Source organism: Flavobacterium suaedae (assembly GCF_014642915.1).
Taxonomy (GTDB): domain Bacteria; phylum Bacteroidota; class Bacteroidia; order Flavobacteriales; family Flavobacteriaceae; genus Flavobacterium; species Flavobacterium suaedae.
This window is the reverse complement of record NZ_BMJE01000005.1, coordinates 78,837-101,324: the sequence shown is the minus strand read 5'-3', so window position 1 is coordinate 101,324 and position 22,488 is coordinate 78,837. Positions and strand designations below refer to the sequence as shown.

Annotated in this window: 19 protein-coding genes; 17 read left to right on the top strand and 2 right to left on the bottom strand. The window is 36.0% G+C overall.

Annotation, left to right across the window (positions count from 1 at the left end; all coding sequences use genetic code 11):
- The first annotated feature begins 76 nt into the window (after positions 1-76).
- From IEW45_RS10625 to IEW45_RS10585, 9 genes are all read left to right on the top strand, one after another.
- Positions 77-1,492, top strand: a complete 1,416-nt coding sequence (locus tag IEW45_RS10625; RefSeq protein ID WP_188621232.1) for a T9SS type A sorting domain-containing protein — start codon at positions 77-79, stop codon at positions 1,490-1,492.
- 149 nt (positions 1,493-1,641) lie between these two features.
- The gene (locus tag IEW45_RS10620) at positions 1,642-4,443 is read left to right on the top strand and encodes a helix-turn-helix and ligand-binding sensor domain-containing protein (protein WP_308421048.1); all 2,802 of its coding nucleotides are present in this window, start codon (positions 1,642-1,644) and stop codon (positions 4,441-4,443) included.
- 244 nt (positions 4,444-4,687) lie between these two features.
- Complete coding sequence (locus IEW45_RS10615; protein ID WP_188621231.1) at positions 4,688-7,747, top strand: SusC/RagA family TonB-linked outer membrane protein; 3,060 nt, start codon at positions 4,688-4,690, stop codon at positions 7,745-7,747.
- Positions 7,748-7,757: 10 nt separating this feature from the next.
- Positions 7,758-9,233 (top strand): RagB/SusD family nutrient uptake outer membrane protein, encoded by a 1,476-nt coding sequence (locus IEW45_RS10610; protein ID WP_188621230.1) that lies wholly within the window; start codon positions 7,758-7,760, stop codon positions 9,231-9,233.
- 13 nt (positions 9,234-9,246) lie between these two features.
- Positions 9,247-10,806, top strand: coding sequence for a PKD domain-containing protein (locus IEW45_RS10605; RefSeq protein WP_188621229.1), 1,560 nt, complete (start codon positions 9,247-9,249; stop codon positions 10,804-10,806).
- Between the two features lie 7 nt (positions 10,807-10,813).
- On the top strand, positions 10,814-12,466 hold the full coding sequence (locus tag IEW45_RS10600; protein WP_188621228.1) for a glycoside hydrolase family 16 protein: 1,653 nt from the start codon (positions 10,814-10,816) through the stop codon (positions 12,464-12,466).
- A gap of 87 nt (positions 12,467-12,553) precedes the next feature.
- On the top strand, positions 12,554-14,860 hold the full coding sequence (gene bglX / locus IEW45_RS10595) for a beta-glucosidase BglX (RefSeq protein ID WP_188621227.1): 2,307 nt from the start codon (positions 12,554-12,556) through the stop codon (positions 14,858-14,860).
- Positions 14,861-14,864: 4 nt separating this feature from the next.
- Positions 14,865-15,641 (top strand): glycoside hydrolase family 16 protein, encoded by a 777-nt coding sequence (locus IEW45_RS10590; protein ID WP_188621226.1) that lies wholly within the window; start codon positions 14,865-14,867, stop codon positions 15,639-15,641.
- Between the two features lie 138 nt (positions 15,642-15,779).
- On the top strand, positions 15,780-16,043 hold the full coding sequence (locus IEW45_RS10585) for a hypothetical protein (protein ID WP_188621225.1): 264 nt from the start codon (positions 15,780-15,782) through the stop codon (positions 16,041-16,043).
- A gap of 49 nt (positions 16,044-16,092) precedes the next feature.
- On the opposite strand, the gene IEW45_RS10580 is transcribed toward IEW45_RS10585, so the two are convergent.
- Together IEW45_RS10580 and IEW45_RS10575 are read right to left on the bottom strand one after the other, a co-directional pair.
- The gene (locus IEW45_RS10580; protein ID WP_188621224.1) at positions 16,093-16,506 is read right to left on the bottom strand and encodes a DUF6691 family protein; all 414 of its coding nucleotides are present in this window, start codon (positions 16,504-16,506) and stop codon (positions 16,093-16,095) included.
- A 16-nt stretch (positions 16,507-16,522) separates the two neighbouring features.
- Positions 16,523-17,080 (bottom strand): YeeE/YedE family protein, encoded by a 558-nt coding sequence (locus IEW45_RS10575; protein ID WP_188621223.1) that lies wholly within the window; start codon positions 17,078-17,080, stop codon positions 16,523-16,525.
- A gap of 126 nt (positions 17,081-17,206) precedes the next feature.
- Between IEW45_RS10575 and IEW45_RS10570 the strand changes: the two genes are divergently transcribed.
- The 8 genes from IEW45_RS10570 to creD all read left to right on the top strand — a co-directional run bounded on the left by IEW45_RS10570 (position 17,207) and on the right by creD (position 22,443).
- Positions 17,207-17,662: a 2-dehydro-3-deoxyphosphooctonate aldolase gene (locus IEW45_RS10570; protein WP_188621222.1), complete on the top strand. Its 456-nt coding sequence runs from the start codon at positions 17,207-17,209 to the stop codon at positions 17,660-17,662.
- Positions 17,663-17,719: 57 nt separating this feature from the next.
- On the top strand, positions 17,720-18,538 hold the full coding sequence (kdsA, locus tag IEW45_RS10565; protein WP_188621221.1) for a 3-deoxy-8-phosphooctulonate synthase: 819 nt from the start codon (positions 17,720-17,722) through the stop codon (positions 18,536-18,538).
- 134 nt (positions 18,539-18,672) lie between these two features.
- Complete coding sequence (locus tag IEW45_RS10560; RefSeq protein WP_188621220.1) at positions 18,673-19,290, top strand: hypothetical protein; 618 nt, start codon at positions 18,673-18,675, stop codon at positions 19,288-19,290.
- The gene (locus tag IEW45_RS10555) at positions 19,290-19,589 is read left to right on the top strand and encodes a winged helix-turn-helix domain-containing protein (protein WP_188621219.1); all 300 of its coding nucleotides are present in this window, start codon (positions 19,290-19,292) and stop codon (positions 19,587-19,589) included. The genes IEW45_RS10560 and IEW45_RS10555 overlap by 1 nt, the downstream gene beginning before the upstream one ends.
- 54 nt (positions 19,590-19,643) lie before the next feature.
- Positions 19,644-20,297 (top strand): DUF1361 domain-containing protein, encoded by a 654-nt coding sequence (locus IEW45_RS10550; RefSeq protein ID WP_188621218.1) that lies wholly within the window; start codon positions 19,644-19,646, stop codon positions 20,295-20,297.
- 63 nt (positions 20,298-20,360) lie between these two features.
- Positions 20,361-20,762 (top strand): hypothetical protein, encoded by a 402-nt coding sequence (locus tag IEW45_RS10545; protein ID WP_188621217.1) that lies wholly within the window; start codon positions 20,361-20,363, stop codon positions 20,760-20,762.
- A 2-nt stretch (positions 20,763-20,764) separates the two neighbouring features.
- Positions 20,765-21,082 (top strand): hypothetical protein, encoded by a 318-nt coding sequence (locus IEW45_RS10540; protein WP_188621216.1) that lies wholly within the window; start codon positions 20,765-20,767, stop codon positions 21,080-21,082.
- A gap of 11 nt (positions 21,083-21,093) precedes the next feature.
- Complete coding sequence (gene creD / locus IEW45_RS10535) at positions 21,094-22,443, top strand: cell envelope integrity protein CreD (protein ID WP_188621215.1); 1,350 nt, start codon at positions 21,094-21,096, stop codon at positions 22,441-22,443.
- The last annotated feature ends 45 nt before the right edge of the window (positions 22,444-22,488 follow it).

The window sequence follows — 22,488 nt, the reverse complement described above, 5'->3', positions numbered from 1 at the left end:
AGTTTCTATATAGGTATACAAATTACAACGTTTTCGTTATTCCTATAATTTTATCATAAATCAAAATTGAATTTATATGAAACTAAAATTACAACTTAACAAAAACATTTTAAAGACATGTGCGGTAGTAGGAATGTCTTTATTAGGGTATACTACTATAAATGCACAAACAACTGTTTCTGTAGCAGCTGATGCGCCACTTGTTGCTTATGCAAATTGGTTTGAACTTGACGGGACTACTTATGTAGATGGTTCTCCCTGGGGAGTTAGTGATTTAAAGACAGTGGTAGATACAGAAAATAATACTCTTACTTTACATCCTAACTTCACAGCTTACGGAGACGGGACAGATCCGTATTGGGCTAATGGTGAAACCGGAGCTAAGGTATTTGAAGGTAATACTTATATAGAAGATAATACTTTAATAGGACAAACTGTAATTTTTGAAGGAAGTACTGTTACAAATACATTAGCAGAAGGATATGAGGGTATTGCTTTTATTAAAATATTAAGTGCAGACTACAATTTATTACAATTCCTTTCTACCCCGCTAGTTACAGGTGAAAACTTTAGCCTTACTTCGGAAACAGCTACTATAGAAGGTGCAGCTATTTTTCAGTATGGTTATTCAGTAACAGGCGTAAATGCTAATCCTAATCAGGAAGAAGCTCTTGGTAATGCTGTAGTAACAGCAGAGACTTCGGGTGTAACTCCAGAACCTACAACTGTAACAGTAGATGCTACTTCGGAATTGGTTGCTTACGCTAACTGGTTTGAGCTTGACGGGACTACTTATGTAGATGGTTCTCCTTGGGCTCTTGAAGACCTTAAAACTGTTGTGGATACTGAAAACAATGTGCTTGTCCTATATCCTAACTTTAGTGCCTACGGAGACGGTAGTGATCCTTACTGGGCTAACGGAGAAACCGGAGCTAAAGTTTTTGAGGGAAATACCTATGTAGAAAACAATGCATTGTTAGGAGAAACTATAACATTTACAGGGAGTGCTATAACTAACACCCTTGCAGAAGGATATGAGGCGGTTGCTTTTATTAAGATATTAAGTGCAGACTACCAGTTACTTCAGTACCTAACAGCACCTTTAGTTACAGGCGAAAACTTTAGCCTTACTTCGGAAACAGGAAGTATAGCTGGTGCTGCTATTTTACAGTATGGTTATTCCGTAACAGGTGTAAACGCTAACCCGGATCAAGAGGAAGCTCTTGGAAACGCTGTAGTATCTTCAGCAAACCTTAGCACATCAAACTTTGCTACTACTCAGGCAGTAGTTTACCCTAACCCGGCTACTACTGTTTTAAATATAAAAACTCAGGAAAATATCAATAATGTAGCTATATATAACATATATGGACAAAAGGTTATGGAAGCTAAAACTTCAATAATTGATGTTTCAAACCTAAGTAATGGTGTATATATTATGAATATTACATCAGGTTCTAAAGAGAGTACTGTACGTTTCGTTAAACAATAGAGTAATTATTATTTTTTTCATGCAAGTTAAAACCGCCTTTTATTAGGCGGTTTTTGTTTTAAAAATATACTTAAAATTCAAACATTAAATCAATTAATTTCCAATTTCGGTATATTCGTAAATCAAAAGCTACTAAATTCATATAAGTTTTGTTAAAAAATATTCTATTTTCATTTTTAATACTATTCTTAACTCCTTGTTTATCACAAGACTTACCTCCTATTATTAAATACAGTACCACTACATATGGTGCAGGTAACCAAAACTGGATGGTAAGCCAAGGAGAAAATAATTTTATGTACTTCGCTAATAACGAAGGCTTATTGGAGTATAACGGAACATCCTGGTCGTTATACCCTACCTCTAATGAAACTATAATGCGCTCAGTAAAAGTTATTGGAAAGCGCATATATACGGGGTGTTACATGGAGTTCGGCTATTGGGAAAAACAACCTAACGGTCGTTTGGAATATACTCAACTATGCAAAAAAGTAAAAGATGATATTCTGGATGATGAACAATTCTGGAACATAGAAAAATATGACCATTGGGTTATATTTCAGTCACTTAACCAAATATTTATATACAACACTAAAGAAGATACTTTTAAAATTATTAAACCGGAAGCAGGAGTTAATAAGGTGTTCATTCTTAATAACGCTATACTATACCAAACTTTTGGTACCGGTTTATATGAAATAGAAAACGGTAAAAGCAAACTTTTAAGTAAAGCACCGGCTATAACAAGTAATAAAATTGTTAACATATACCCTAAAAATGACTATCTACTATTTCAAACACAGTACAATGGTTTTTTTGAGTTAAAGAATAGTACTGTAAGTCCTTGGATTACAGAGTCCGATGAAGAAATTAAATCAAACAGTATATACAGCAGCCAAATGCTTAAAAATGGTGGCTTTGTACTGGGCACTGTTTCTAATGGTATTTACATATTAAACCCTGAAGGAAAAATAAAATATCATATTACTCAAAATAAAGGACTTAGTAATAACACTGCTCTATCGCTTTATGAGGATAACAACAAAAATATCTGGGTTGGTTTAGATAATAGCATCAATTGTATAAACCTTGGCTCCGCAATAAGGAGTTATGTAGACAATACAGGACTATTGGGAACTGTATACACATCAACTTTGTATAAAGGCAACCTGTTTGTAGGAACTAATCAGGGGCTATTCTACAAACCTTACGGCTCTGAAGGTAACTTTAAGTTTATCCCGAAAACCAACGGTCAGGTATGGTCACTCTACGAATATAGAGGGACTTTATTTTGCGGGCATGATTCAGGAACATTTATTGTAGAGGAAGGAAAAGCTCATAAAATATTTGAAACATCAGGAACATGGAAGTTTGAACCCCATCCTAAAAATCCGGATTTATTACTGCAAGGTAATTACCACGGAATATCGGTACTTGAAAACAGAAATGGAAACTGGCAATATAGAAACTGGATAGATGGTTTTGAGTATTCCAGTCGATTTTTTGAAATTGGAAATCAAAACGATATATATATCAGTCACGAATATAAAGGGGTTTTTCGTATAACCGTTAACAATCAATATACTAAAGCTAAAGAGTTCCTTACGTATGAAACCCCGGTAAAGGGAAAAAACGCAAGTCTTTCCACTTATAACGGCGATATTTACTACGCTTCTAAAGACGGAATTTTTAAACTTAACAGAAAAACAAAAGAGTTTGAGAAATCTGAGAAAATATCTGAAGTATTTTTAAAGGATACCTATACCTCAGGAACATTAATAACAGATGAATCTAACCGGTTATGGTTTTTTACTAAAAACTATATTAACTACTTTACATCAGGCAAGTTAAATACCGAACTAAAGCATAATGTAGTACCTATACCCTCAAGCCTTTCTCACTCTATGCTTGGCTACGAAAATATAACCCAAATAACACCAAACATATATTTAATAGGTACTACTGATGGGTATTATACTATAAACCTTAAAAACTTTAAATCAAAAAACTACAATATTTCAATTACAGGTATAAGTACCAATGCCTTAAACGAAACAGCCATACCTAATACTATAAACACTACCGGTAATTTTGCACACTCTGAAAACAACTTAACATTTCAGTTTACAGTACCTGAATACAAAAAGTACATCAATGCAGAATTTCAGTATATATTGGAAGGAATGCAGGATGAATGGAGCGAATGGAGCGAGCAGCCCTATGCTAATTTTAAAAATTTACCTCCCGGTAATTATAGTTTTAAAGTAAGAGCCAAAACCGGAAGCTCAATTTCTCCTAATACAGCTATTTATAATTTTGCTATAAGTAAACCATGGTATGCAACCAATGTTGCTTTAACAATATATCTTATATTCATGCTTATTGCAGCCTTTTTTGTAAATAGGTCATATAAAAATTACTACCAAAGACAAAGAGAAAAACTTATTGAAGAAAATAACAGGCAACTGGAAATTAAAGAACTGGAAAAAGAGCAGGAATTAATGAAAATGAAGAATGAGAAACTGCAACAGGAATTTGAAAATAAAAACAGAGAGCTTGCCGCATCTACCATGAACCTTATCAAGAAAAATGAGTTGCTTTCTATGATTAAAGATGATTTAAAGAAAACTATAGAAGAAGGAAAAAATATAAAGTCGGTTATCACTACTATAAACAAAAATATTAATGAAGATGATACTTGGGATATGTTTAAAGAAGCATTTAATAATGCTGATAAAGACTTCCTGAAAAAAATAAAAGGTATTCATCCGGCATTAACACCAAATGATTTAAGACTGTGTGCTTACTTAAGATTGAATTTATCATCAAAGGAAATAGCACCGCTACTTAACATTTCTGTAAGAAGTGTAGAGATAAAACGATATCGTTTGCGAAAAAAAATGGACTTACCTCATGAATTAAGCCTTGTAGAGTACATTTTATCGCTTTAACAAACCACAACAAACAAAGGAAGTACCTATACATTACCACAACAAAGTAGGTAATTACAAGGTTTTCGGAAGTTTTTTTCAGAAACCTTTAAGAGTGCTGAAGCACCATAGATAAAGGAATAGTAGCATATAAGCAGCATTTGTCTTAATAAAATTATGAATTGTATATTTTTTATAGAGGTTAATTTCTATCTATTTAAAATATCACACCATAATTTTAGATAATCACAAAAAACAATTTTATATGAAGTCAAAACTATTCTTAATTGCCTTTATGCTCTTCTCCTCATTTTGTATTGCACAAAATGTTGAAATAAGTGGACAGGTAAATGAAGCGGCAAATGGTTTGCCCATTCCCGGAGTATATGTAACCGTTAAAGATGCTGAACTAAGTACAGTAACAGATATTGATGGAAATTTTACCATAGCCGTTCCCTCCGGCGCTACCCTTGTGTTCAAATATCTTGGTTTTAAAGATGTAGAAAGAGTAGTTACTTCCAGCGAAACTATAACTATTAGTATGGAAGAAAACGCTGAAACGCTTGATGAGGTTGTAGTAATAGGTTACGGTAGCCAGAAAAAAAGACAAGTAACCGGTGCCGTAGGAGTAGTTAATACTGAAAACATTCAGGATTTAAAGCCTATAAAAATGGAACAGGCACTGCAAGGTACAGTTGCCGGGGTTAATGTAACTACACAATCGGGTGCTCCCGGTGCAGGACTTGATATAAGAATACGCGGTATAGCATCTAACGGTGATGCGAAACCACTTGTGCTTATAGATGGTTACATTGGTGAACTTAGTGACCTGAATTTTGATGATGTAGCAGATATTACTGTACTTAAAGATGCTCAGGCAGCTATATATGGTACAGCCGGTGGTAATGGGGTAATTTTAGTAACTACTAAAAAAGGTAGAAAAAACACAAAACTCAGCCTGAGTTACAACAGCTATATAGGCTTATCCGAAACTACACGTAAACTACCTTTACTTAACGCTACAGAATATGCTTTATTACTAAACGAAAGCTATGCTAATGGCGGGCAGCCACTACCCTTCCCTGATGTATCACAACTTGGAGCGGGCACAGACTGGCAAGATCAGATTTTTGATACCGGTGTGCCAATTATAAGTCACTCTATTAGCGCAACAGGTGGGGGCGATAAAGTTACTTACAGTATTAGTGCATCAAACCTTGATCAAGACGGTATTATTGGTGGCAGTAAATCTCATTTTGATCGTAATACCTTCCGTATAGGTATGACAGCAGACCTTTTAGATAACCTAAAACTAAATACTAACATTATATATACAGACCTTAACCGTCAGTCATTTAACGAAAATGTATTAGGTTCTGTATTATTTAACGCTATAAATACACCCGCTACATACAGCCCGTATGACGCAAACGGAAACTTCACTGTATTACCAACAGGTAGTGCTGATATGCCGGGAAGTAATCTTGGTAACGAAATTATAAACCCGTTAGCACAAATAGACAATACTTTTAATGACTGGGATTATAAAAAATTCAGCGGAACGTTTGGTCTTGACTACCAAATAATAGAAGGGCTTACTGCAACAGCAAGAATTGGTTTTAATACTGCCGATACCAGAGAAAGAGTATTTAATAAAGAAGTTACCTATGGAGGTAAAGTATTTGACAATGTAAGGAGTAGCGTAAACCAAAGCTCTATAAACGATAATGACTATACTTTTGATGCCTTTATAAATTATACAAAATCATTTAATGATGCCCATAACTTTGAAGTAACACTGGGTAACACAATTTATAAAACATTTGGAGAGGCATTATACGCTACAGGTTTTGATGTACCTAACAACTCATGGGAATTTGCAGATATAAGCCTTACTACAGGTTACCTTGATGCTAAAACAGCTGATTCTTACAAATATGACGAAAGAAGGCTTTCCTACTTCGGAAGACTTCAATATGATTATAAAGGTAAATACCTTTTCTCTGCTATGTTAAGGCGTGACTCATCTACACGTTTTGGTCCTAATAACAGAGTTGCATACTTTCCTTCAGTTTCAGGAGGTTGGATAGCTTCTGACGAATCTTTCTTTCCGCAAAAATCTGATGCAATTACGTTCTTAAAACTAAGAGCCAGTTATGGTGTGCTAGGTAACGACAGAATTGGAGATAACATATACCTTGGCTTACTTGATGGTGAGGCTACCTATGTATTTAATAACAGCCTTGTTAACGGTTTTGCAATAGGTAGATTACCAAACCCTGATATTACTTGGGAAGAAGCAAGAAAATTTAACGTTGGTACTGATTTAAGAGTATGGAAAGATAAAATTGATATTACAGCTGATTATTTTATAGATAAGAAAAAAGACCTGCTAATAGTTAACATACCGGTTTCGGGTATATTAGGTACTTACGGACCGGGCGGGCAAAACCCGACTGCTAATGCAGGTTCAGTAGAAAACAGAGGTTTTGAACTTGGTTTAACCTATAGAGAGCAAATAGGTGACGATTTTAAATTTAAAGTAGGCTATAACGTAACATTCCTTAAAAACGAAGTAACAGAGGTAAACAACGGAACCGGATTTGTTGAAGGGGGTAATTTTGGTCTTGATACTCCTGCAACCCGTATGGAAGTAGGTAAACCGTTAGGTTATTTTTACGGATACCAAACAGACGGTATTTTCCAAAATCAGGAAGAAGTTGCTGCACATCCGTCTCAAATAGCACTTGGTGCTGAAGCACAACCGGGAGATATACGATTTGTAGATGTTAACGGCGATGGTGTGATAGATACTAATGACAGAACTGATATTGGTGACCCAATACCGGATGCTACAATGGGCTTTAACCTGAACTTTGAATATAAAGGCTTTGATTTCTCTGCTTATGCCTTTGCTTCTTTGGGTAACGACATGTTACGTAACTACGAAAGAACTTTAACTGATGTTAACAGACACCGTTATGTACTGGACAGATGGACAGGAGAAGGAACAAGTAATACAGTACCAAGAGTAACAACAGCAGCAACATCAAACAACGTACTGTCTGATTATTATGTAGAAGATGCTTCTTACTGTCGTATACAAACTGTACAGTTAGGGTATACTATAAACCCTGACTTCACTAAAAAAGCACTTATCACAAAACTACGTTTTTACGTAGGTGTAAATAACCTATACACATTTACCAAGTACAAAGGTTTCGACCCGGGTGCATCAAGCGGAGAGCCACTGTCATCTGGTATAGACTACGGTTTCTACCCTGTACCAAGAACATATTTGTTTGGAGTAAATGTTAATTTTTAATCAGAAAAAAATGAAAAGAAGAATAATAACAGCCGTTATGGCACTAGGTATTATCACTACTTCAACTATATCGTGTAGTGATGATTTTATAGACAGAGATGTTGTATACCAAATAGGTTCTGAAAACTACTTTAACTCTGAAGAGGATTATTACGCAGCACTTATTGCAGCTTATGATTTATTGCATGCTACTTACCCTAATGTTATACTTGGAGAGATTGCTTCAGATAATACACTTGCAGGAGGTGAAAGTGCTACAGATGTAGTAGGTTGGCAACAAGTTGACAAAATGATTCACACACCTGTAAACGCAAATGTAAGAGACATTTGGAACTGGATGTTCTCTGGTGTTAACAGAGCCAGCTATATACTTGAATTTAAAGACAAAACTGAATTTGAAGGAAGAGAGCAAATTATTGCCGAAGCACGATTCCTAAAATCCTACTATCAGTTTGAATTAGTAAAATGGTTTGGCGGTATTCCGTTAAAAGGAGATTCAAGGTTTGAATTTGGAGATGAAACCTCAATACCACGTTCTTCTGTAGAAGAAGTATATGCCGTTATAGAAGAAAACTTACTTTTAGCTATAGAAGATCTTGATACCGAAGCCCCTGAAGTTGGAAGAGCAACTAAAGGAGCTGCACAAGCACTTCTTGGAAAAGCCTATTTATATCAAGGCAAATATGAGGAAGCAGCAAACATGCTGGAGCAGGTTATCTCATCAGGTAACTACACCCTTGTAGATGATTATAACTCAATATTCGAATTTGAAGGAGAAAATGGAGCAGGCTCTGTATTTGAGGTACAATATACTGACATACAAGGTGCCAGTTTTGATTGTTTACAATGTAGTGAAGGTAACGTAGCTGTAGGGTTTAGCGGACCAAGAAACTACGAAGGACCTTTATTCACATCAGGATTCAGTTTTAACATACCTACACAGGAAGGTGCTTCTATTTTTGAGGAAGAAGACCTTAGAGAGGATGTTACTATACTGGATATGACAGAATGGAGTGCGGAAACAGGTGCCAGCTATGGTGCGGGGTATAATGATACAGGATATTTCAACAGAAAATATATTCCACGAAAAAGAAGCGAAGAAGCAGCCGGTGACCTTAACCTTACCAATCCTAATAATTACAGGGCTATACGCTACTCTGATGTTTTACTTATGGCTGCCGAAGCATTTAACAGAATAGGTAACGATATAAAAGCCAGAGAATATGTAAACCTTGTAAGGAGAAGGGCATTTGGCGATACTAACCACGATTTTACAGCAGGAGGAGAAGAACTATACAACAACATCCTTCAGGAGAGAAGAAGAGAGTTGTTTGGTGAAGGACATCGTTTCTTCGACTTAGTAAGAACAGGCAGAGCTGCTCAGGAAATAGAAGGTTTTACACCCGGTAAAAATGAAGTATTCCCTATTCCGCTTGAAGAAATGCAATTCTCTAATGGTAACTGGGAACAAAACCCTAATTATTAAAAAAATTACAGATATGAAAAAAATAAAATTTTTATTCAGCTTATTATTTGTAGCTGTTTTAGCAGGATGCTCTGATGATGACACTGATACTGCTTTTGCAGATAATGCTCCGGCACCACTAAATGTATCTGCTTCATTCACTATAGCACAAGATAATACAGGACTTGTTACCATAACACCTTTAGGTGAAGGCACTACAGGCTATGATGTATATTTTGGTGATGGCACAGCAGAGTCTGCACCTGTAGGCATAGGGCAGAAAGTTACGCATACTTATGCCGAAGGGCAATATGACGTTAAAATAGTAGGTAAAGCTGTAAACGGAAAAACTACCGAAGCTATAGTACCATTAACTGTTTCATTTGTTCCACCTGAAAATTTAGATGTAACAATAAACAATGTAGTGGGTAACCCATTTAAAATAAATGTTTCTGCTACAGCTGATTACGAAACTTTCTTTGAAGTTACTTACGGAGAAGACCCTTCTCAGGAACCGGAACAGTTTAATGAAGGACAAGTAGTTACACATACCTATAACCAAACAGGTACCTATACAGTTACTGTTACAGCACTTAGCGGTGGTACGGCAACAACTGTATATACTGAAGAAGTTACAATAACCAACCCTTTAGTTTTACCTGTAGATTTTGAAGACGAAACGCTTAATTATACCATAACAGACTTTAATGGTAACGTTTCAGAAGTTATTGATAACCCTGATGCGAGTGGTAGTAATACAAGCTCAAAGGTAGCAGCAATGACGCCTGCTAACGGGGCTACCTGGACAGGCGGTTTCTTAACGCTTGATGAACCGGTAGATCTTTCAACAGATCAACATGACATCAGAATAAAAGTATGGTCTCCGGCTGCCGGCATACCTGTACTTCTTAAACTGGAAAACCTGACAGATGCAAATATAAATTATGAAGCAACTGCGGTAACAACTGTGGCTAACCAGTGGGAAGAATTAATTTATGACTTTTCAGGAGCCAGTATGACTGATGAATACCACAAAATAGTATTGTTTTTTAATGCCGGTAACCCGGGTACAGGAGACACTTATTACTTTGATGATATAGAACTTTACGATGGTACTGAGCCTACAGAACTACCGCTAACTTTTGAAATACCTACTGTTGAGTACACATGGAATAACTTTGGTGGTGCAATAGGCAGTAAAATAGAAAACCCGGACATGTCCGGTATTAATACCAGTGCAAATGTTGGGCAGTTCCTTAAAACTGCGGGCTCTGAAACCTGGGCAGGTATTGCTATACCAATGGATGAGCCAATAGACTTCTCTACTATGCAACAGGTAAAAATGAAAGTATGGTCGCCAATAGCAGGAGCTACAGTATTAATGAAGTTTGAAAACATGAACCCACATGATACTTCGGTAGATATTGAAATAAGCAGTCCTACTACAGTAGCAAACCAGTGGGAAGAATTAACATTTGATTTTACAGGAATTAATAATGACAATGATTATCAGCAAATAGTACTATTCTTCAATTACGATGTTTCGGGAACAGGAGAGACCTACTATTTTGATGATGTACAATTATCAAACTAAAATGACTATGAAAAAAACATTAAATAATTTAGCAAAATTTCTTCTGCTGCTTGTTCTTGTAACAGGCTGCCAAGATGACGATAAATCTTTTGGAGACCTTACGGCTCCATCAAACCTTACAGCTTCTTATGAAATTATAGGTCAGGATGCAGATAATCCTAATGGAGACGGCTCCGGTAAAGTAGCACTTACTGCACAGGCAGATAATGCTGTTAGTTACCGCTTTGTTTTCCCTGATAACACCTCTAATACTGTAACTAGCGGTCAGTATACTAAAAGATTTACAACAGAAGGTATTAACTCTTATGAAGTTGTAGTAGTAGCTTATGGTAAAGGCGGAGTTTCAACCAGTACTACCCTACTTGTTGAAGATGTATTAAGCAACTTTAATGACCCTGTAACTACAGAGTTATTAACCAACAACAGTTCTAAAACATGGTATTGGGCTGCTGCTACACAAGGTCACCTTGGTGTAGGTCCTAACACTGTAGACGGTAATAACTATTACCCGGACTGGTATGCTGCTGCACCGTTTGAAAAAGCAGGAGCAGAATCAAGTAGTTGTATTTATGAAGATGAATTAACCTTTACGCTGGAAGGTGAAAATACTATTAAATATACCCTTAATAATGGTAGTGGTACATTTTTTAATGTTGACTATGTAAGCGTTGCAGGTGGTAATGCTACAGAAGATACTTGTTATGAATATGATACATCAGGAGAGAAAACCGTTTTATTGGGTCCTGCTGAATCTGTAGTAGCAGAAGAAAACACTACAGGTACTGCTATGACTTTTTCTGATGGTGGGTTTATGGGGTATTACGTAGGTGCAACTACTTACGAAATCCTTGATATTTCAGAAACACAAATGACGGTAAGAGCTGTACAGGGAAGTAATAGCGAACTGGCATGGTATCACATTTTTACTACTCAGCCTCCAATAGCTGATGACGGACCTGTATATGATAACCTGATATGGTCTGATGAATTTGATGTAGATGGCGCTCCTGACGCTACTAAATGGAATATGGAAATAGGAAACGGAACTAACGGATGGGGTAATAATGAACTGCAATATTACAGAGCAGAAAATGCAACAGTAGAAGGTGGTTTCTTAAAAATTACAGCCAAAAAAGAACCTTTTAATGGTTATCAATACACCTCTGCACGTATGACAACTCATAACCACTTAGATTTCACATATGGTAAAGTAGAGGTAAGAGCAAAACTACCATCAGGCGGTGGTACATGGCCGGCTATCTGGATGCTTGGTTCCAACTATACTACTAATGAATGGCCTGCTTGCGGCGAAATCGATATTATGGAACACGTAGGTAACGACCAGAACACAATACATGGTACACTACATTACCCTGGTAATTCAGGAGGAAACGGAAACACAAGCTCAACAGTAGTTGAAGGCGTTTCGGAAGAATTCCATGTGTATTCAGTATACTGGAGTCCTGATATTATTCGCTTTTATGTAGATGATAACGAATTTAAAACTTTTGCAAATACTGAATCAGTACCGTTCAACTGGGACTTCTTCGTAATACTTAACGTTGCAATGGGAGGTACTTTCGGTGGAGATATAGATCCTAATTTCGAAGAGTCAACTATGGAAGTTGATTATGTAAAAGTTTATCAGGAACAAGAATAAGATATATAACTTTTCGCATCTATTTTTTAAACACTGGTAAGAAGGTGTTTATACTAAACACCTTCTTACCTATTTCTTAAAATTATAATGAAGTATAATTTACCAAAATATGCTTTTGCTGCTTTATTGGCTATAGGTATAGGTTGTAGTACTACTAAGCAAAATAAAGTAGCTACAACAACCAGTACCGGTAATAAGCAACTACCTATAGATCGCAAAGTAGATTCAGTACTGAACCTTATGACTCTTGAAGAGAAAATAGGACAAATGAATCAATACAGCGGCTTTTGGAACATTACGGGTCCCGCACCAAAAAACGGTACAGCTGCCGAAAAATACCAACATATAAAAAATGGCTGGGTTGGCTCTATGCTTAATGTTAGAGGCGTTAAAGATGTAAGAGCACTGCAAAAAATAGCTGTAGAAGAAACAAGACTGGGAATCCCTATTTTGTTTGGTTATGATGTAGTACACGGCTATAAAACAGTAAGTCCTATTCCGTTGGCAGAAGCAGCCAGTTGGGATATGGAAACCATAAAAAAATCAGCTGAAATTGCAGCAGCCGAAGCAGCAGCTTCTGGACTTAACTGGACTTTCGCACCTATGGTTGACATCTCGAGAGATGCACGCTGGGGGCGCGTTATGGAAGGTTCGGGTGAAGACCCCTACTTGGGTAGCCAAATAGCAATAGCCCGTGTAGAAGGTTTTCAGGGAGATTTCAGCGAGTTCAATCTTGCTGCCTGTGCCAAGCACTTTGCCGGCTATGCTTTTGCTGAATCAGGAAGAGATTATAACACTGTTGATATTAGTGATAATACCTTACACAACATTATCCTCCCTCCTTTTAAAGCAGCAGCTGATGCAGGCGCTTTAACTTTTATGAACAGCTTTAATGAACTGGAAGGTATCCCTGCAACCGGAAATGCTTACCTGCAAAGAGAAATACTTAAAAGAGATTGGAACTTTCAGGGCTTTGTAGTATCTGATTGGGGTTCTATTGCAGAAATGATACCTCATGGATACGCTGCAAACCTAAAACAAGCAGCAGAACGTGCCATTAATGCAGGTTCTGATATGGATATGGAATCCAACGCTTATGTGCAATACTTAGCAGAACTTGTTAGAGAAGGTAAGGTTGACGAAGCAAAAGTTAACGATGCTGCACGCCGTATACTAAGAGTAAAATTTATGTTGGGGTTATTTGATGACCCTTATAAATTTTGTGATGAAAAACGTGAGCAGGAAACCATTGGTAAAAAAGAATTTCAGGATGGTGTGCTTGATATGGCTAAAAAGTCTATTGTACTGTTAAAGAATGAAAACAATATGCTTCCGTTAAAAAAGGAAGGACTTAAAATAGCGGTTATTGGTTCATTGGCTGATGATAAAACCAGCCCGTTAGGTAGTTGGCGCATTGGTGCGGATGATGGTACTGCTATATCAGTACTGGAAGGCTTAAGCGAATATAAAGGTAATACAATATCCTATGCAAAAGGTGCTGATGTTGCTTTAGGAAATCCTGAATTCACACAGAAAACTGAAATAAACCTAACCGATAAAAGCGGTTTTGGAGAAGCTGTAGCTACTGCTAAAAATGCTGATGTAGTCATTATGGTTTTAGGAGAACACGGGCTACAAACCGGAGAAGGCAGAAGCCGCAGTAATATAGACTTACCGGGAGTTCAGCAGGAATTACTGGAAACAGTGTATAAAGCAAATAAAAATATAGTGCTTATACTAAACAACGGCAGACCTTTGGCTATACCTTGGGCTGATGAAAACATCCCTGCTATTGTAGAAGCCTGGCAACTGGGTACACAAAGCGGTAACGCTATTGCACAGGTGCTGTATGGCGATTATAACCCAAGTGGTAAACTGCCTATGAGTTTCCCTCGTAATGTTGGGCAAGTGCCTATTTACTATAATCACAAAAACACAGGAAGGCCGGGTAATGAAGACCCTAACAGTATTTTCTGGTCACATTATAATGATGTACCTAACTCACCACTCTACCCTTTTGGTTACGGGCTTAGCTATTCAACGTTTGAATACTCAAACTTAAAAGTAAGCGCTACTACTTTAAACACCGGTAAAAGCATAACAGTTTCTGTTGATGTAACAAACACCAGTGATGTAGATGGTAAAGAAGTAGTACAACTGTATTTACATGACTTGTTTGCTTCGGTAACACGTCCTGTAAGAGAACTTAAAGGTTTTGAGCTGGTTGACCTAAAAGCAGGAGAAACTAAAACCGTAACGTTTACTATAGATGAAAAAGCTATTGCTTTTTATAGTGCTAACAAAAAATGGGAAGCCGAACCGGGCGACTTTAAAGTGTACGTAGGCGGAAGTTCTACTGCTACGCTTGAAGGTAATTTTACTTATACAAAATAATACTATGAAACTATTAGCAACTTTAGTAAGTATCCTTTTAACTACTATAGTTTCGGCTCAAATGCAAAAAAGCAAAAAGGGCGAACTAGTGTGGGAAGAAAACTTTGACGGTAATGCCTTAAATGAAGCGATATGGAACTATGAGCTTGGCGATGGTTGCCCTGACATTTGCGGTTGGGGTAATAACGAACGTCAACTTTATACTACCGAAAATCATACGGTAGAAAATGGTATGCTTACCATTACCGTTAAAAAAGACGGTGATAAGTACACCTCAACCCGTATAACTACTGCCGGGAAAAAAGAGTTTAAATATGGTTATATTGAGGCTAGAGCTAAAATACCTACCGGTCATGGTATATGGCCTGCTTTCTGGATGTTAGGTTCTAACATAAAGCAAGTTGGCTGGCCTATGGCAGGAGAAATAGATATTTTGGAATATGTAGGTAAAGAGCCTGATATGGTTTTTACCTCACTACATACACAGGATAGCCACGGAGAAACTATAAATACTAAAAAAACACGTTTTGAAGATATTGAAGAAGGCTTCCATACTTATGCTATAAACTGGACAAAAGACAAAATTGAATTTTTTGTAGACGATAAACCGGTTTACACTTTTGCCCCCAAAAACAAAAGTGTTGAAGTATGGCCTTACAGTCAACCTTTCTACTTTATACTAAATGTAGCGGTAGGCGGAAACTTTGGCGGTCCTGAAGTGGATGACACTATCTTCCCGCAGGAATTTATTATAGACTATATAAAAGTCTATGAGAATTAGATTTTGTTTTATTGTTTAAGTTAGTTACAAAAAAGGATGCTCAATCGAGCATCCTTTTTTATTTTATATTGTTTATATTTATTCAATATTTCAATTGAAAAATGAAGTCGCCTTAATTAATGATGAAAAATAAAAATCATGTATAGCAAAGAAGATGCTCTGAAACTCGCCAAATATTATAAAGATAAAGTAATCGGTAAAGACTTACATAGCAAAAAAGGAAAAGGTCTCAAAATAAGTCAAATTGATATTGATGAAGCAATGGGAGGAGGCTATAATGTATATTGCTATGCAGATGCATCACCAAGTGTTATTATGCACAATCGAATACAATTGGTTGCAGAAGATTTAGATTTACTCTCTCCAGATGAAGCTCTAAAAGAAATTAACGAAAGTACCTAAATCAACTCGGCTTAATGTAGTTTAAGTTTAGCTTATGGTAAAATACATCTCAATGCGGCAACTTATCTTTAAGTACTCCATACAGGTAAGTTCCTACTAAAGCACCTAACAGTACAATACCTATTGCCCAGTACCCTGCTCCTACTAAAATATACATTGGTCCCGGGCAGGTGCCTACAAGCCCCCAGCCCAGACCGAAAAGTGTTCCGCCGATTATATAGTTTTTAAAGCCTTTAGCCTTGTCCGGTATAACAATAGGTTGCCCCGTTATATCTTTAGCTTTAGTCTTTTTCATTAACTGTATCCCTATAGCTCCTACTCCAATAGCCGTCATAATAATACCAAACATGTGGAAGGACTGAAAATGAAACATTTCATAAATACGATACCACGATACGGCTTCCGATTTGGTTAATACAATTCCGAATACAACTCCAACCAATAAAAATTTTATAAACTTCATAGTGTAAATTTCTCAATTAAAAAATAAGGGGTAATAATAACCACGACATAATAAGTCCGCCTATAAAAAAACCTATCACAGCTATAAGCGATGGTAACTGTAAATTACTCAGCCCTGTTATGGCATGCCCGGAGGTACACCCACCGGCATAACGGGTACCAAAGCCAACTAACACCCCTCCCATAAGTAATATAGCAAGTATTTTAGGCGATTTTAAGGCTTCTGCACCAACTAATGCATCAGGTAATAATTTCCCTTTAGGAGCATCTATATCCATTTGTTTCAGTTCGGTAATTGTTTGCGGGTTAAGTTGAACTCCACTTCCATCGCTTAAATAGGTGGTGGCAATATAACCACCAAGCATAGCGCCCAATACTACTACTAGATTCCAGCGTTGGGTTTTCCAGTCAAAACGGAAAAATTCTACTTTTTTACCTGCTCCAAATGCGGAACACATAGTGCGAAGATTGGATGACATACCAAATGTTTTACCGAAGTAAATAAGTGACAGCATTATTATTCCTATCAATAAGCCTGATATATACCAAGGCCATGTACCGTAAAAACTATACATATTCTTTATTTTTTACAAAAATAGCAATAAAGCAACGCTATATAAATATATTTGGTTTTTAAGTTAACTACAGGTTTTTAATCAAACCGAAAATAATAGTAACTTTGAAACACATTAAACCATTCTATGAAAAAATATATCTTCCTGACTGCTTTGGTTATGGCAGTTACTACATCTTGTATAAGTACTAAGCTAACTATAAAAAACATAGATGATAAAGCGCGTATGCCTGCGCTTTCCAAAGAGAAAACTTTTGTGCTTACCAAAATCAGTAAAGATGCTAAATATGCGTATGACCCTGACTACCCGGTAAATCTTGGTTTTTTACCGGTACAAAATGCCGATGTTAACATAAAACGATACTTTGGTGCGCTTACAGGTCCTGCAGGACAGGAAATTAGTTATGAACGTATAGATAGTTGTTGCCCCTTCCCTTCCGAAAAAAATAATATGGGGGCGGGTATTTTAGACATTTATGAAGTTACTTGGCAAGGGCTAAAGGAACCGAAGCGTATTTACATTAACCTTTATGAGCGTGGCGAGATTATTGCCCCCTCTGGGTTTGGAATTAAGAAGTATTAAACCTGAATTTCAACTATTATTTATTGGCTATCTTTGCAACTCAAATTTTAATACCAAATGGATTTAAATACTATACCAAAAATAAAACATACCGATAGTGATAACTTTTTCCTTTTAGCAGGACCTTGTGCTATTGAAGGGGAAGATATGGCATTACGCATTGCCGAAACTATAGTTTCGGTTACTGATAAACTGCAAATACCTTATGTATTTAAAGGTTCGTTTAAAAAAGCAAACCGCTCTCGCATTGACAGCTTTACCGGTATAGGTGATGAAAAAGCACTTAAAATACTAAGAAAAGTATCCGAAACTTTTGATATTCCTACTGTTACAGATATTCATACTAATGAGGATGCCACTATGGCAGCAGAATATGTAGATGTTTTACAAATACCTGCTTTTTTAGTGCGCCAAACTGATTTGGTAGTTGCTGCCGCAGAAACAGGAAAAACGGTTAACCTGAAAAAAGGACAATTTATGAGTCCTGAGAGCATGAAGCATGCTGTACAAAAAGTATTAGATTGTAATAACCCGAATGTAATGGCTACTGACAGAGGTACTATGTTTGGTTATCAGGACATGATTGTGGATTACAGAGGTATCCCAACCATGCAACAATTTGCTACTACCGTTCTTGATGTTACCCACTCGCTGCAACAGCCTAACCAAACTATTGGTGTTACAGGCGGAAGACCGGACATGATTGAAACGGTTGCCAAAGCAGGAATTGCTGTAGGGGTAGACGGTATTTTTATAGAAACACACTTTGACCCTGCTAATGCAAAAAGTGACGGGGCTAACATGCTGCATTTAGACTATTTTGAAGCCCTAATGAAAAAACTGGTAGCGATACGCAAAACAGTTAATCAGTTTTAAATAAGGGACTAACATATTTCAGTATTATATTTAGGATAGCTTTTCAGCTATCCTTTTTTTATTTAAAGAATTTACGTTTTGCTATTGGTTATAATAAAAATATTATATTACTTTGCAATTCAAAGTACTTTAAAATGGAAAAAGAAAAAGACTATTTAAAAGATATACAAGACATCCGCAACATGATGGATAAGTCTACTCAGTTTCTTTCCTTAAGCGGACTATCCGGTATAATGGCAGGGATATATGCTTTAATAGGTGCTGCTGCCGGTAAGTACATTTATAATCTTAATTACGGACGCTATATAACATTAGAAAGTGATTCCTTTAAAGCTATTGTAGCGATAGCTACAGGCGTTCTTATACTATCAGTACTTACTGCATATATATTAACTGCTACTAAAGCTAAAAAGCGAGGCGATAGTATATGGAATAGTACCTCTAAAAGATTATTGGTTAATTTCCTTATCCCTTTAGTAACAGGTGGTATATTTACACTACTCTTAATAAAAAACAGGTACTACGGGCTTATATCCCCCATAACACTCATTTTTTATGGACTGGCTTGTATAAATGCCAGTAAATATACACTTAGAGATGTGCGATATTTAGGCATTACCATAACAATTATAGGGTTAATTGCCACAGCCTATATGGGCTATGGATTAGAGTTTTGGGCATTAGGTTTTGGCGTATGCCACATAGTGTATGGTACTGTTATGTACTTTAAGTATGACCGTAAGGAAAAATAGTGAAGAACATACTACAACATATTAATAAAGCTTTTGATCACCGTATACGCTTAGGTATAATGAGTATACTTATGGTTAATGAGTATGCTGACTTTACTACGCTAAAAGAGTTGCTTGGTGTAACAGATGGTAATCTTGCCAGCCATGCAAAGGCTTTAGAAAGCGAGAAGTATATAAGTATAGAAAAGCAATTTATAGGTAAAAAGCCCAATACCCGCTATATTGCTACAAAAGAGGGAAAAGCCGCTTTTAAAAATCATATAGATGCTCTTGAAAAATTGATTAAAAAAGATAACTAAAAATTTTTTACATATAAACTTTGAAAAACAAAGTACTTTTAAAAATCTAAAAACATGAAAGCACTAAAAATCACATTCAGTAATACCATAAGGCAGCATTATGCATTATTTTACTTAGCATTATTCTGTATAATTCTGGCGGTAGTACGTACTAAGCTTACATCCGGTCATTATCTTTTCCTTATCTGGAATTTATTCCTTGCTTATATTCCTCTTATGATTTCTGCGAGTATGCTAAACAACATACAGCTTATAGAAAAGAAAAACTACTTCTACCCTCTTCTGTGCTTTTGGTTGTTGTTTTTACCTAATGCTCCTTACTTAATTACTGATTTTATACACCTGAATACTAAAACCGGTAACGGTGTACCTGTCTGGTATGATATACTAACTATTATCTCATTTGCTACTTCCGGTATATTGGCAGGTTTAGCTTCCATGAAGCAAATTTTTACAATACTGAGCTTAAAATATAATCCGCTATTGGCTTGGTTTTGTATTGCTGCTTCCTGTTTCCTGTCAGGCTTCGGAATTTACTTAGGCAGATTTTTAAGATTCAACAGTTGGGATGTTATAAGTAATCCATTTGAGTTACTCCTCGCTGTACTTAAGAGCCTTACCGAAAGTACTGCACTGGGTGTAACTATGGGGTTTGGCTGTTTTCTGTTACTACTGTTTCACTTCTATACTTCTAATAATGACTACTAAAAAAATTTATACCTATACTTTGAAATTCAAAGTAGGAATACCAATCATAAAAACTTAAATACTATGAAAAACGTACTAAAACAACAGGAGAAAATAAGCATAAGCGAGCTTATAAGTTACCCTTATAACAGTTTAGGATTCCACTTAGGCGCTTATCTTTTTAAAAAAGAAGAAGAATGTCCTGCACCGCTTGAAAAGGAAGATATTTACAGGCTGTTACTAACCAAAGATACTTCTGCAAGAGAAGAGTTTGGTATGTATTTCTACCTATTCGGTAACGAAGATTTTAAACTCGATACCCTTTCTGAAATGTTTATAGGCTTATTCGCCTACCCACTTGCAATAAAATACTACTACAAAAGGTATCAAGAAGGTAAAAATGCGCTCCGCTTTCACGATTTAGACCATTTTAAAATGCTACACCTACCATTAGAACGTATTAAAGATACTTTTTTAATCAAGTAATTATGAGTGATACTCCAAAACAACCAAAGTACTACAAAGAGCTGTTACAAATACCTGTATGGACTGCTGCTATATCTTTCATTATAGGCACATTCCTTTTTGGTTTATATAAAGTAGATAATCATAATGAAAAAATATTAATCATCGGTTTCTATTACGTAAGCTTTGCTTTCTTTATAAACCTAGTTGTATTTCTAATAATGGTAATCCTATCATTCATTTTCAGGAATCACCAAACTGAAATTTTAAAATACGCCTCCATCCAACTAACCAACATACCTATAGTAATCCTTTACTTATTTCTGATTTTCTCTAATTAAAAACTAAAATTATGACAACCAATCAAAGCTTCTTTCAGTCTAACACTGCCAAAATCATTATGGTAGGTTTATTAACCTTAGTGTTACTTATACCATTACAATATGTAAAAAGTCTTATTTCGGAAAGGGCACACCGACAAGAAGGTGTAATCAACGAAATAAACAACCAATGGGGCAGCGATATTTATTTTTGCGGACCTATTTTAAAAGTGCCTTATACTACGTATACCGAAACTAAGGTTACCGATGAAAAAACTAAAAAAGTAAGCATAAGCCGAACGGTACATACTAAATATGCTTATTTTTTCCCTGAAAAACTGAATATAGACAGTAATGTAGAAACAAAACCTTTACATAGGAATAACTATGAAACTACTGTATTTAACTCTGAAATGAATTTAAAAGGTAACTTTATCCAACCTGATTTTACAGACGCTGAAATTGCTGAAAAAGATATACAATGGGAAAAAGCAACTGTAGTTATCAGAACCAATAATAACCTTAAAAGCATAGATGGCGCTATCAATATTAAACTAAACAATAAAGAGTATAGCTTTGAACCTGTTTATGAAGAAAATTCGAGGAGTCTTTTAACTTCATTAGAAACAAAAGCTATTAAGAGTATTGACATAGCAAAGTCTATAACTGAATTTAATATGAATATCAGTTATAAGGGTAGTGAAGAACTTTCTATTGCGCCTATAGGTAAAGTTACACAAGCAACTGTAAGTTCAAACTGGCACACGCCTAGTTTTGGCGGTAACTTTATTCCCGGAGACAAAAAAATAACCGATAAAGGCTTTACTGCTTCATGGAATATATCACAACTAAACAGACCTTTTACCCAACAATCATTTGGAGTATTACCTACTGTTAGGAAGTATTCGTTTGGAGTAAAGTTTTTAATCCCTGTAGATGAGTATCAGCAAAATGAAAGAGCTACTAAATACGGTTTTTTAGTAATAGGGCTGACCTTTTTAATATTCTTCCTTATACAATCGTTCAGTAAAATCAATATTCACATTTTTCAGTATACCATGATAGGTTTGGCACTTATTATGTTCTATACACTACTTATATCCATAACCGAACATAGTTCTTTCCAACTTGCTTATATAATAGCAGGAGTATCGGTAGTAGTAATGATAGGACTTTACTCTATTTCCATACTAAAAGGTATAAAATTCCCACTATTCATAGCTATTTCATTAAGTGCCTTATATACTTTTATCTATGTAATTATTCAACTGGAAAACTATGCCTTATTAGTAGGCAGTATTGGTTTGTTCCTGATACTAGGAGCTGTAATGTTTGTTTCTCGAAAAATTGACTGGAACAACACTCATAAAATCAATTCCTAAAAGTTCATAATATAAAAAAACTCCGAAACGAGGTTTCGGAGTTTT